The following is a 12,879-nucleotide window of genomic DNA, read 5'->3' as shown; positions in this document are numbered from 1 at the left end:
CGCCTACGCGCGGTGATAGGTGAGCGCGCTGGCGATGCAGAACGCCAGCGCATCGGCGGGCACGGGGGCAGCTTCGTCGAACACCAGCGCGCGGTTGCCTTCAAACTCAAAGTCATGCGGAAACAGGCTGCGGAAGGTGTCGACCAGGGTCGTCTTGCAGTTGAAGTAGATGGCGTAGCGTGACGGCGCCGCTTTTTTCCAGGCGATGCGGATCGTGCTGCCGCTTTTGCTTTCGCTAGTAAGATAGGCCGGCTCACCCCATTTCAACGTTTCTTCGAGCGGACCAACTCCCCCGGTCGACGCCGCTGTCGCAAAAATCAATTCACGCAGCGCCATCAGTTTGCCCCGCACCGGGGCGGGATAGGTGTCGAAGGTGCGCTGCACGGCAGCGTTGGCGAATGGCGTCATGGTCTCCCCGGTTGGACCACGACGCCGGAACGATTCCCTCAGGCCGTGGCTTTTTTCGTTACGAATCGCGCGGCGACCAGTGCACTGGCCAGCCCCACCACGATCGCCGTGGTGCTGCCGGAAAAACCCACTGCCGTGTCGGCGGCGATCTTGCCAACCTTAGGTTTGAGCAATTCCAGCCGGCGCCTGGTCATTTGCGCGCCCAGCTCGTTCAAGCGGTTCTTGTCCAGCATGCGCTCAGCTTCGGGCAGCAGCATGGTTTCCTCGTCGGCCACATGGTGCATCACGTCGCGCATCAGTTCGTGCAGCAGCTGGTCGTGACGTCGGTCGGTGGGACCGGTTGCGCGCAGCTCCGCGATCAGGCGGCGCATTTCATCATGCTCCGGCTGGCTTTTCTGGATCACCGGCTCGGTCCCGTTCAAACGGCGCAGCACCGGATAGAACACTTCCTCTTCCAGTGTCGCATGGATTTCCAGCGCGTCGCAAATGGTTTCGGCCAGCGCCTTCTTGACGCTGGGACGCGCGGCGGTGGTGTACTGGTGGAAGGTGACCAGCACATGCGAATGATCGAAGCGGATCATATCGGTCACGGAAGGGCTCAATTTATTCAAAGAAAACATGATTCTTTCTCCTGAAAAGTCGTGCCCTTATCTTAAAGACAGCCACCTTCCGCCCGCGTAGGACGCCGCCTCATTTTCGTGTCGGCCAACTGCACGCGCCACCCTGCACTCACGCAAGCCTAGCGCTCATTGCATCCGTGCAGAAACTCGCGGTACCAGCGTCCGCTGCTTTTCAGGGTGCGCTGCTGGGTCTCGAAGTCGACGTGGACAATGCCGAAGCGGCGCAGGTAACCTTCCGACCATTCGAAATTGTCGAGCAGGCTCCAGGCAAAATAGCCTTTCACGGGCACGCCCTGCTCCTGGGCCGCGCGCATGGCCGCCAGGTGGCGCACCAGGTAGTGGCGGCGCGCCTCGTCGTCGACGCTGCCGTCGGCCTGCACCACGTCGTCGTAGGAAGACCCGTTTTCGGTTACATAGACTTCAGCTGGCTGGTATTCGTTGGCGATGCGCAGCAGCAACTCGGTCAGCCCGTCGGGCGCGACTTCCCAGCCGAAGGCGGTGCGCTCGCGGTCCTGCGGCGGGACGACCTCGGTGCGCAGGAAGCCGGCGGCGGGCGCGTCGCGCACGATCTCGGGGAAATAATAGTTCAGGCCGACGAAATCGGTCGGCACCGCGATGGCCTGCATGTCGCCCTCCAGCACCACGGGCGCAGCCTCGCCCAGCAGCGCCAGCGTCTCTTGCGGGTAGCCGCGGCCGTACAGCGGATCGAGGAACCAGCGGTTGCGAAAGCCATCGTGGCGCTGCAAGGCCTGCAGGTCCGCTTCGCTGTCCGAGGCGGCGCGGATCGGGTGCAGGCTGAGCGCGATGCCGACCCGCGCGTGGGGCACGTTGGCGCGGATGACCGGCGTGGCCAGGCCGTGCGAGAGCAGCACATGGTGGCACACCTGCAGCGCGGTCGGCGCGTCGCGCAGGCCCGGTGCGTGCATGCCATCGAGGTTGCCGTGCATGGCGGTGCACCACGGCTCGTTGTGGGTGATCCAGTGGCGAACGCGGTCGCCCAGGCGGCGCGTAACCACGTCGGCATAGTCGACAAAGGCGGCCACGGTATCGCGGTTGGCCCAGCCGCCCTGGTCCTGGATGGATTGCGGCAGGTCCCAGTGGTACAGGGTGGCCCACGGCTGCAGGCCGCGTTCGAGCATGCCGTCGACCAGGCGCTCGTAGAAGTCGAGGCCCGCTTCGTTGGGGGCGGCGCCGCTGCCGCTGAAGATGCGCGGCCACGCGATCGAGAAGCGGTAGGCGTTCAGGCCGAGCGACTGGCCGATGTCGAAGTCTTCCGGCCAGCGGTGGTAGTGGTCGCACGCCACGGCGCCGTTGGAGCCGTCGCGGATCTTGCCGGGGGTGGCGCAGAAAGTATCCCAGATCGACGCCACGCGAGCGTCGGCGCTGCCCGCCCCTTCGATCTGGAAGGCCGAGGTGGAACAGCCCCACAGGAAGTCGTCGCCGAAACTGGCGCGTGCGAGAGGCTGGTGCGGGTCGTTTTTCTGGTTGGTCATAGGGAGATCGGTCAGTATTAAAGTTGCTCGATGAAAAATTGGAATCGCTTCCACTTTACCACAAAAAAAAGCGACGGCAAGGGCGATGGGGGATTATTTGATCGTTGAGTTGCGCTGCTTTGACCATTGGGCGCTGATCCAATATCCGTCGTCCCCGCGCAGGCGGGGACGACGGATTGACGGCTTGATGGCTCGACGCTTGACGCTTGACGCTTGACGCTTGACGCTTGACGCTTGACGACAGTAAGGCTACGCGCAGCGCCGCCGGCCGGCGGCTCTAAATATCCTTCGCCTTCCCCAACGACGCCCGCAACGCAATCGTCACCGGATATGCATGCGTCACCGGCCGGTCCATGTCATAGCAGCGATTGAGCAGGCAGTTCAAGCCATTGAGCGTCATCTCGGTCCACGGCATGTGCACCGTGGTCAGGCGCGGGGCCGTGTACTCGGCGCTGTTGGTGTCGTCGTACCCGAGCACCGATACCTGCTCCGGCACCGCAACGCCAGCCTGCTGAAAATACGACAGCGCGCCCACCGCCATGTCGTCATTGGCGCAAAACACGGCGGTAAACGGATAGCCCGATTCGGCCAGTTCCCTGGCCGCTTCCCACCCGCCCTTCGGCGCGAAATCGCTTTCGGCCACCCACATGCCGTCGGTGTCGATGCCGGCATGCGCCAGCTCGCCCAGAAAACCGTCGATGCGCTCGACGTTGTCGGGCGCGCCGCGCGGCCCGGCGATGACGGCGATATCGCGGTGCCCCTCGCGCAACAGGGCTTGCGCCGCCAGCCGGCCGCCGTGCAGATGGTCGATGGTGAAACTCTGGCTGGCGATCGATGGCACGCTGTGATTGAGCAGCACCAGGCGCGACTTGCGGGGCCCGAGCGCCTCGATGTCTTCGTCGCGCAGCACGTTACTCATGACCAGCACGCCATCGCAGCCGCGCTCCTTGAGAAAATCGATCCCCTGCACGGCCTGGGTGCGCTCGTCATCGCTGCCGATGCCGAATCCGACCACCATATTCAACCCCGCGGCGCGCAATTCCGAATAAATCAGCTTGAGAATCGGCGTGTAGAAGGTGCCGCTCAGGTAGGGAATGTACACGCCGATCATCTGCGAGCTGCCCAGCATCAGCGAGCGGGCCGCGTACGAGGGATGGAATTCGAGTTCCTCGATCGCCTTCTGGACCCGCGCCAGCGTCTTGGGCGACACCGCCCCCTTGCCGCTAACGACACGCGATGCGGTTCCGAGGCCGACGCCGGCCCGCAGTGCTACGTCTTTGAGAGTTGCCACGCGCGGTTCTTCCGTTCAAAAATGGGGACTGCAAAAATCGCAGCATACTGCATTCGGGCGCTCTCTCACAAGCGCGCGCAGCCCGATCCCCGTCACTGCTCGTTCCTGAGGGCGGCGGCGATCAGCTTTTGCGCTTTCTCGGCCGGCATCTTGGTATTCCAGAACGATGTCAATACATCCTGCATGGCGCCATTCTGGTCCGGCGTCAGATACACCTCGCCGATGCCGACGTGGCGCGTGCGGTCCTTCATGATCGCCATGCCGGCCTTGGCGCACGGGTCCATGCCTGACGCATCGACGTCGCCCCGGATCGGAATCGAGCCTTTGAGCTTGTTGAAAGCGATCTGGGTGCGCGGCGCGACGATCACGCTGGCCAGCAGCTTCTGGTACTTGATCTGCTGCGCATTGCCGGTCTTGGGGAAGACGAAGGCGTCGCCCTGGATCAGATAGGGCGAGCGCGGGCCGAAGCCGGGGATGCAGCCGTATTCCTTGCCGGCGCTCTGGCGCGCCGCGCCAAATTCGCCCTTGGCCCAGTCGCCCATCACCTGGATGCCGGCCTTGCCGGAGATGACCAGGGCGGTGGCATCGTTCCAGTTGCGGCCCGGCGCGCCGGCGTCGACGTACGATTGCAGGCGCTTGAAATTGAGCAGAACGCGGCGGAAGGCCTCGGAATTGATGGCCGCCGGATCGCGCTCGCGCAGCACCTTCAGATACAGGTCGGTGCCGCCCATGTGGGCCAGCATCGACAGGAACAGGATGTTTTCCTGCCACGGCTGGCCGCCGTGCGCGAGCGCGATCAATCCGGCCGCCTTGAGCTTGTCGAGCGCGGCGAACAGTTCCTCGACGCTGGCCGGCTCCTTGGCGATGCCGGCCTTCTGGAAGGCCGCCTTGGAATACCAGATCCAGGCTTGCATGTGGATGTTGACCGGGACCGCGTAGTAATGGCCCTTGACGCGGATGACGTTAAGCACCGGCTCGGGCAGGAACTTGTCCCAGCCTTCCCTGAGCGCGACGTCGTCGACGTTATTGAGCATGCCCTGCTCGACCAGGTCGGTGAACTGCTTGGTCGTGTTGAACTGGGCCGCCATCGGCGCATTGCCGCCGACGATGCGGTTGATCGCCACCGCGCGCGCCTGGTCGGCGCCGGCGATCGCGGTATCGGTCCAGGCGCCGCCGGCGGCGCGGTAGGCGTCGGCGATGGTGCGCACCGCGGCCGCTTCGCTGCTGGAAGTCCACCAGTGGATCACTTCCGGTTTGGGGTCGGCGCCAAAGGCGGCACCGGCGCTTGCCAGCGCCAGCGCGGCAGCCAGAATTCGTTGTTTCAACATGGTCTCCGGTGAAAGCAGGTCTGTGCCCGTCTTGAATTGGAAGGCTTTCCAATCTTGTCGGTTGACTATATCATTCAAAGAATTTCAGTGTCAACGCGCAAGGCTATCATGGCGCGTCGCGATAGCGTTTTCATCCTCTTTGTTTTCATCCCTCTTCGCATCGAGCTTCCGTGTTCAATCCGCGCCCGCAAGTCCGTTTTATCGCCATCGCCGGACAGGCGCCGTGCGTCGTAGTGGACGATTTCCTGCTCGATCCGCGCGCGCTGGTCGCGCAGGCCGTCGCCGCGCAGGCCCGCTTTGCCGTCGACCCGGACAACTACTATCCCGGCCCGGAACTGGACCTGGGCCAGGAGACGGCCTTCCGCCTCGACGAATTCTTCATCCAGCACGTGCGGCGCGCGCTGGGCGCCCAGCGCACCGTCAGCGTGGCGGCGCGCCTGGCACTGGCCACCCTGCCCCCGGACCGGCTCCATCCCCTGCAGCGCCTGTGCCACCGCGATTGCGCCGACCTGGCGCCGGGCGTGGGTGCGGCGGCGGCCGTGGTGTACCTGTTCGACGACGCGCGCATGGGCGGCACCAGCTTTTACCGCCCCACCCAGGCCCCCGAAGCCACGGCGCGCCTCTTGCGCGCAGCCCATGCCGGCACCCCCGCAGACGCCGGCGGCGCCGGCTACCTGATCGCCTCGAACGCGCACTTCGAGCAAATCTGCACCATTCCCGCGCGCTTCAACCGGGCTATTTTCTACGATGGCGAGATCTTCCACGCGGCCCAGATCGCGGCGCCCGCCCTGCTCCACAGCGACCCGGCGCGCGGCCGGCTCACCATGAATGGCTTCTTTCGCTTCCGCAAACGCAGCGCCTGAGCCGCCATCGGCGGGCATGACAAGCCATTGCCGCGTTGTTTTACAGCAAATTTGAGCCAAACTGAGGCCCATAACGATACCCAAAAGCATCTTATAAGGTTGGTCGATATATAATTTCGGCTGTTTTTGCCGAATGGCGACATTTGGCGATCTATGTTTACAAACCCATTACAGGATTTCACGTGAAAAACAAACTCGCTATCGCCATGCTGGCCGCCGCCACCGCTCCTATGGCAGCGCAGGCCGAAAGCTCCTACGTTGGTGTTGGCATTGGTGCCGCAGAGCAAGTTCTGAGCATCACCGAAGGCACCTACAAGGACCACGACCTTGCAGCCAAGGTATTCACCGGTTACAAATTCGACAAGAATTTCGGCGTCGAAGCCGGCTTCACCCACTTCGGCACCGCCGAAACCGGCGGCAAGCGCAGCGGTTCGCGCGCGCGTTCGTACTTCGCCGCCGGCACCCTCACCCTGCCGCTGGGCGAGAAGTTCGCCATTACCGGCAAGCTGGGTATCGCCAAGAACCGCACCATGCAGCTGCTGGTCGGCGAAGGCGACGACAAGCAGAAAAAGACCGATGCGCTGCTGGGCGTTGGCGCAACCTACGCCGTGACCAAGACCATCGCCGCGTTCGTCGAATATGAAAACTACGGCGCCGTCGCAAAAGGCAAAAATGGTTCGCTGAAAGCGACGATCCTGTCGACCGGCATGCGTTTCTCGTTCTAAGCTGCCAGCTCCACAAAAAAACCGGCTGCGTGCCGGTTTTTTTACGTCCCTCGGCGCCGCGCCGACAGGCCGGGACGTCAGGCCGCGCGGCGCAGCGCCGCCGCTTGGCAGTTGGCCTTGATGAATGCCTCGTGGCTGGTCATGGCGTCCACGCACTTGCGGATCACCGCCTGCGTCCCCTGCAGGAAGTCGGCGATCTCGTCCGGTGCGCGCTGGTCGACCACCGGGTTGTAGCCGCGCGCGCGCAAGCCCTGCCCGTGCATCACCTGCAGCCAGCTATCCTCGGGAAACAGCTCCTCGTTCTCGCGCAAGATGCGCCCGTGGCTGGCGTACAGGTCGAGCCTGCGGCGCAGGCTGGCCGGCACCTCCATGTCGCGGCAATAGCGCCAGAAGGGCGAATCGTCGCGCGTGCTCACTTTATAGTGCAGGATCAGGAAGTCGCGGATTTGCTCGTACTCCTTGTCGCACAGGCGGTTGAAGGTGTCGATGTCGACCTGGTCGAAGCCGCGGTCGGGGAAAAAACTGATCAGGCGCATCAGCGCCGTCTTGACCATGTGGATGCTGGTCGACTCGAGCGGCTCCATGAAGCCGCCCGACAGGCCGATCGCCACGCAGTTCTTGTTCCAGGCGCGCTTGCGCTTGCCGGTGGTGAACTTGAGCAGGCGCGGTTCGGCCAGCGGCTGGCCGTCGAGATTGTTCATGAGGATGGCCTGGGCTTCGTCGGCGCTCATGAACTTGCTCGAAAACACATGGCCGTTGCCGGTGCGGTGCTGCAGCGGAATGCGCCACTGCCAGCCCGCTGTGTGCGCGGTCGAGCGCGTCAGCGCCGCCATGGGGCCGTGCGATTCGCAAGGCACGGCAATGGCGCGGTCGCACGGCAGCCAGTGGCTCCAGTCTTCATAGCCGGTGTGCAGGGCCTGCTCGATCAGCAAACCCACCATGCCGGAACAATCGATGAAAAAATCGCCGGCGATGCGTTCGCCATTTTCCATCATCAGCGCCGCGATCGATCCGTCCGGATGCAGCACGGTCTCGACGATGCGGCCTTCGGTGCGCTGCACGCCGCGCGCTTCGCTGTAGCTGCGCAGGTAGCGCGCATACAGGCCGGCGTCGAAATGGAAGGCGTAGGACAGGTCCGCCAGCGGCGAATTGGGCAGGTCCGGACGCCCGCGGCTGAACTTGCCCAGGCGCGCGGCCATGGTGTTGATCGAGTACGGCTCCAGGCTGTCGGCCTGTCCGGCCTGGTGCATTTTCAGCCAGTAGTGGAAGAAATTGGCGGTCGGCTGGTCGCGCCCGACCGAGCCGAAGCCGTGGATGTAGTTGCTGCCCTGCTGCCCCCAGTTGACGAATTCGATACCGAGCTTGAAGGTGCCCTGGGTGGCGCGGATGAAGTCGTTCTCATCGATGCCCAGGTGCAGGTTGAAATTGCGGATGCTGGGGATGGTCGCCTCCCCCACCCCGATGGTGGAAATCTGGTCCGACTCGATCAGCCGGTAGTGGTGGCCCACGGGCAGCAGCTGCGACAGCGCCGCGGCGCTCATCCAGCCGGCGGTGCCGCCACCGACGATCACGATCTGCTTGATGCGCTGGTCTGTCATCTGGTTCTCCGGTCGATGCTGTGACAAAGGGTGCGACTAAAATAAGTGCGCATGCAAAAAAACCGGTGTGGCCTGGGGGACAGGACACACCGGCCCACCGCGCGCCTTGCGGCACGCGGGGCTCGCCAAACGGTTAATGTCAGTAGCGCATCAGTAGCTGAATCCGGCGCGCAGTCCGAACATGCGTGGTTCGTTGTAGCTGGCGATCATCTGCCCGCCCAGGCCGCTGTTGCCGGACGTTTTCACCTTCTTGTCCGTCACGTTGCGCACATACAGTTCCGCATGCCAGTTGCCATTCGGCGCGTCGACCCGGAACGAGGCGTCGCCGACCGCATTGGCCTTCTGGAAGCGGCCGATGTGCTCGAACTCGTCGTTGCGCACGTCGAAGTAGACCTTGTCGCGCCAGTTGACCTTGAAGTACGGCGTCAGCTTGTAGCCGCCGTCGAGCACGAACGCTTGCGAGGCGTGCAGCATGAAGGTGTACTTCGGCGCGTTCGGCAAGCGGTTGTTGGTCACGTCGTACAGGCGCTTGCCGTTGTCCGGACCGGCGCCGGCGTACGGCGCCGGGCAGCGCTCCTGGTTGAATTCGATGCGCTCGTCGCACAGGTAGTCATCGCTGTAGGAACCGTAGTCGCGGATCGAGGTGTTCAGGTTAGAGAACGCGCCGCCGACCTTGGCGCCCTTCCATGGCTTGTAATCCCACTCGACTTCGATACCCGAGATGCGGTTGTTGCCGACGTTAATGGTGCGCCAGGTTTCGTACACATCGCACTTGGGCTGGTCGCTGGCGCACGGCTTGCCGTCGTCCGGACGGTATTTCGAGACGAAATAGGTGTTGGTCAGCTGCTGGTCCTTGTAGCGCATCATGAAGGCGACGGCCGACACGCTCAGGCGGTTTTCCAGGAACTTGCCCTTGTAGCCGAATTCCAGATTGGTGACCAGTTCCGGCTTGTAAGGCAGGAAGGTTTCCACGCCCTTTTTGCCATCGACGCAGGTGTGGCCGCCGCAACTGTCGACCTTGTCGCCGAAGCCGCCGGCCTTGTAGCCGGTCGACAGCGCCGTGTAGGCCATCTGGTTGTCGGTGACCTGTTTCTGCAGGCCGAGGCGCCAGGTGACTTTCTTCCATTCTTCCTTGTGGTCGTTCGGCGACGGCCGGCCGTAGCCGGAATACGCCTCGACGCTGCCGCCCATGCCCGGTTTCAGGTCATTTGCTTGCGGAAAACGGTAGCCGGGCGTGTTCGGAATGCCGCCGTTGTACTGGCCGCGGTAGAACGCCGTCTCGCCGGCCCAGCCGCCCAGGTTCAGGCCATTCTTGTCTTCCTTGGTGTCGACGCTGTAGCGCGCGCCGGCGGTGGCGGTCCAGGTCGGGATGAATTTCCAGTCGGCCTGGGCGAATACCGCCTTGGCGTCGACCTGGCGGTCCGGCTGCGAGTAAAACGCGCCGGATGCGATGCCGTGCGGCTTGCGGAAGAAATCGACGACTTCGTAGTTGATCTGGTTTTTCTCATGCATCCAGAACAGGCCGGCCACGTATTGCAGGGTGTCGAACTGCTGCTTGAGCTGGAGTTCCTGCACCGAGGACTTGTATTTCGAGTCCCAGGTAGCCTGGTAGCGGTCGTCCAGCGGCCAGGTGCTCCAGTTGGCCGCGTCCGGACGGTTCGGGTAGTCGGCCGTCACCTGGAACGGCAGCGCGGCGGTCAAGCCCTTGTCGGCGTCGTACAGCTGCGAGCGCTGCTGGTTGGCCAGCATGAAGCTGTAGTCGATGCTGGTGTTCTTGTTGACGTTCCAGCTGACTCCGGCGCGCAGCGACTTGATGGTCATGTCAGTCTTGCCGGGCACGTTGATCAGCAGGTCCCACTGGCCGCCGGTGCAGGCGTAGCGCGTGCCGGCTGCCTGGTCGCAGTCGCGGAAACTGGTGTTGCCGGCGCCATTGTCCTGGAACAGCTCGTAGGCGGCGTTGAGGGTCAGGTCCGGGGTGATCTTGAACTTGGCCGCCAGGCGCGCTGCGTACTCATCCTGGTTGGTGTAGAAATCCTTGGCGCTCACCGGGTGGTTGTAGCGCTGGTCGACATCGGGAATGCCATCCGGAATCCAGCCCTTGAATGGCACGTTCGCTTCGCGCGTGTCCGACATCTGGTTGGCCCAGCCGTTGCGCGTGACCTTGGTGAACGAGCCGCGCAGCGCCAGCTTGTCGTTGACGGCGATGTTCTGGATCAGGTTGACCTGCTTCTTGCGGTAGTTGCCGATGTCGACCTCGGCCTTGCCGTAGTTGCCCGAGAAATCAGGCTTGGCCGAAATGACGTTGACGCTGCCGCCGGTGGAGTTGCGGCCGAACAGGGTGCCCTGCGGGCCGCGCAGCACTTCGACCTGGTCGACGTCGAACATGAGCGCCTGGGCGCCCTGCGGACGGGGCGAGTACAGGCCGTCGATGTGAAAGCCGACGGCGGGGTCGCCGATTTCGGTGGTGTTCGAGGAGGTCACGCCGCGGATGGTGATCTGCACCGCCGAGTCGCCGGTGGCCTGGAACGTTACGTTGGGAATTTCGTTGGCCAGGTCCTTGGCGCTGGTGATGCCCATGCGGTTCAGGTTATCCTGGCTGTAGGCGGTGACCGCCAGCGGGGTTTTCAGCAACGAGGTCGAGTAGCGGGTGGCGGTGACCTTCACTTCGGGAATGACTTCCTTTTCGCTTTCGCTGGCCGGGGCCGGCTCCGGAGCCTGGGCATGGGCGGACATACCGATCAGCCCGCACGCGCTGGCAACGGCCAGGCTGACCAGGGTCCTTCTTGTCTTCGGATACAACATTGCGTCTCCTCGTTGATTTTTTTGATTATCGTTTTTAGTCCGCGGCCGGGACGGCGCCGCGTCTGCACTCCACTACACCCTGCCGCCGCCTCGGGCAGCTCATCCATGATCGGCTGTTCCGGCACCTCCACACTGATTGGAAACGCTCCCAATCGATGAGCAAAATATATCACTCAATGTTTTTCAATGTCAACGATACTTTGTGCGGAGTTAAAAAAGCAACAGCGCAGAGGCGGGCGCGTTGCCTGCCCGCCCTGCCGTGCCAAGCCTCTGGCGCGGCACGACCGGCAGGCACGGGCTCGATCAGCGTCCGAACGGATATTCCAAGGTCTTGTCGATGACAATCGGCAGCGGTATATCCCTGCCGGAATCAAACGCCCGGTTCATGAGCTTGATGTCTTCGGCGGGAATGAGCATCGGCTTGGGGTCCTTGGCGGACATGCTTCTTACCGGCGTTCTCGAGCGGTTCAGGTTTTGAATGCCCATGGCGATTTGCAGAGAATAATCTGTCGGAGTTGAGCCCGCATCAAACGGCTGGCTCCCCAGGTAGTTGGCAAACCAGCGCGCCGACTCGGCTTGCGAGGGAGCAATCATGGGAGACCTCGATGGGGTTTGTGCCGTCGCATGGCAAGATATGCACGATGACCTGGGATTATCCACTGGACCGTTGAGTCTTCCATCCGCGCCCAGGTGCTGCGGCGTTCCGATCATCTTGTTGATCCATTGCTGATTTTTGGCGAGATCGTTACCCCACATCACGCCAACCAATTCCATTCTTTCCCAAGGCGTGGCCCCGGCAGCGTTGCCGTTGTACGACAAGGTCGCAAACACCCATCCCGTCTCGAGCGCGCGCGCATCTTTGACGGCAATGTCCACTTGCATCAAGCGGACAGTTTGCGGCCGCCGGGCCAGCGCTCCGCTGGGACAGGTCGCACCGGAAAACACGTGGATATTGGCACGCCATTCCATCGTATCCTTGAGATAGGAAACCTCGGCATCGGGCGCCGTCGTAAATAATAATTTTGCAATCACCGTTCCATTGGGAAATTGCGACAATGCCGCGTCCGGACTGCCAGGTTTGGCCCATACTCTGCCGACCTGATATCCTCCCGGTGGATTATAGAATCCCACCGCCCAGTTTTGAAAGCACCTCGTCTGCGTCGGCGCCAATTCACCCCTCCCCGCCGTGGCCGGAGCGGGCGTGGTCCTTTCCCGGGTCAAGCCTCGAATGAATTCCCGACCGGTATCGCCATAATGCATCCAGGGCGCGTGATACCATTTGCGTACCTTGTTATTCCCTACATCCCAGTCCGCCTGAATGTTGCCTTCAAGGACATACGAGTACACCGTCTTTGCGTACTGCTCCGGCTCATTGGTGGGATCGATCGCTTGCCAGGGCAGTGCCTCCTGGGGGAGCGCTACCGGATAATCCTGGCTGAGCTTGAATACGGGACCTTTCCAGCCGGCGGGAATTTTATCGTTGGATGAGGGGAAGGTTTGCGCGATGGCATTTCCGTGACTTACGCCAGCCACAAGCGCGAACATCATACCGGAACACCGTATGACCAGATTCCACATCCGGCGCGATATGATCGGACTGTGGCGCTCCATATTATTACGTGCACGCATGATTTATCCTTCCGCAGTGAATGAAATTGCACGACGTCACATTTTTCAGATAAGCCAATTAAATCATCGGCCATCCGGAATACTGTATCTCCAGACGTAAGGATAAGGATTGATCGACGCGG

10 protein-coding genes are annotated in these 12,879 nt (G+C 62.6%); 2 read left to right on the top strand and 8 right to left on the bottom strand.

Annotation, left to right across the window (positions count from 1 at the left end):
- Positions 1-3: 3 nt before the first annotated feature.
- The 5 genes from CR152_RS20240 to CR152_RS20220 all read right to left on the bottom strand — a co-directional run bounded on the left by CR152_RS20240 (position 4) and on the right by CR152_RS20220 (position 5,140).
- Positions 4-408, bottom strand: a complete 405-nt coding sequence (locus tag CR152_RS20240) for a DUF1801 domain-containing protein (protein WP_099877710.1) — start codon at positions 406-408, stop codon at positions 4-6.
- 38 nt (positions 409-446) lie between these two features.
- Positions 447-1,028 carry a hemerythrin domain-containing protein gene (locus tag CR152_RS20235; RefSeq protein ID WP_229413474.1) on the bottom strand — a complete coding sequence of 194 codons (582 nt, stop codon included), beginning with the start codon at positions 1,026-1,028 and terminating at the stop codon, positions 447-449.
- Between the two features lie 119 nt (positions 1,029-1,147).
- Positions 1,148-2,521, bottom strand: a complete 1,374-nt coding sequence (locus CR152_RS20230) for a GH1 family beta-glucosidase (RefSeq protein WP_099877703.1) — start codon at positions 2,519-2,521, stop codon at positions 1,148-1,150.
- A gap of 277 nt (positions 2,522-2,798) precedes the next feature.
- Positions 2,799-3,812, bottom strand: coding sequence for a LacI family DNA-binding transcriptional regulator (locus tag CR152_RS20225; protein ID WP_099877700.1), 1,014 nt, complete (start codon positions 3,810-3,812; stop codon positions 2,799-2,801).
- A gap of 92 nt (positions 3,813-3,904) precedes the next feature.
- Positions 3,905-5,140 (bottom strand): ABC transporter substrate-binding protein, encoded by a 1,236-nt coding sequence (locus tag CR152_RS20220; RefSeq protein ID WP_099877697.1) that lies wholly within the window; start codon positions 5,138-5,140, stop codon positions 3,905-3,907.
- Positions 5,141-5,310: 170 nt separating this feature from the next.
- On the opposite strand from CR152_RS20220, the gene CR152_RS20215 reads away from it, so the two are divergent.
- Positions 5,311-6,003 (top strand): DUF6445 family protein, encoded by a 693-nt coding sequence (locus tag CR152_RS20215; protein WP_099877694.1) that lies wholly within the window; start codon positions 5,311-5,313, stop codon positions 6,001-6,003.
- A 182-nt stretch (positions 6,004-6,185) separates the two neighbouring features.
- A complete protein-coding gene (locus CR152_RS20210) occupies positions 6,186-6,728 on the top strand; it encodes an outer membrane beta-barrel protein (RefSeq protein WP_099877691.1) in 543 nt (180 codons plus the stop codon).
- A 77-nt stretch (positions 6,729-6,805) separates the two neighbouring features.
- Here the strand turns inward: CR152_RS20210 and CR152_RS20205 are convergent, their stop codons facing one another.
- The 3 genes from CR152_RS20205 to CR152_RS20195 all read right to left on the bottom strand — a co-directional run bounded on the left by CR152_RS20205 (position 6,806) and on the right by CR152_RS20195 (position 12,757).
- Positions 6,806-8,326, bottom strand: a complete 1,521-nt coding sequence (locus CR152_RS20205) for a tryptophan halogenase family protein (protein WP_099877688.1) — start codon at positions 8,324-8,326, stop codon at positions 6,806-6,808.
- A gap of 150 nt (positions 8,327-8,476) precedes the next feature.
- Positions 8,477-11,128: a TonB-dependent receptor gene (locus CR152_RS20200; protein WP_099877685.1), complete on the bottom strand. Its 2,652-nt coding sequence runs from the start codon at positions 11,126-11,128 to the stop codon at positions 8,477-8,479.
- Between the two features lie 303 nt (positions 11,129-11,431).
- A complete protein-coding gene (locus CR152_RS20195; RefSeq protein WP_157778625.1) occupies positions 11,432-12,757 on the bottom strand; it encodes a hypothetical protein in 1,326 nt (441 codons plus the stop codon).
- Between the last annotated feature and the right edge of the window lie 122 nt (positions 12,758-12,879).

The organism is Massilia violaceinigra, from assembly GCF_002752675.1.
Lineage (GTDB): Bacteria > Pseudomonadota > Gammaproteobacteria > Burkholderiales > Burkholderiaceae_D > Telluria_A > Telluria_A violaceinigra.
The sequence above is the reverse complement of the archived record's forward strand: the minus strand, read 5'-3'. Positions and strand labels throughout refer to the sequence as shown.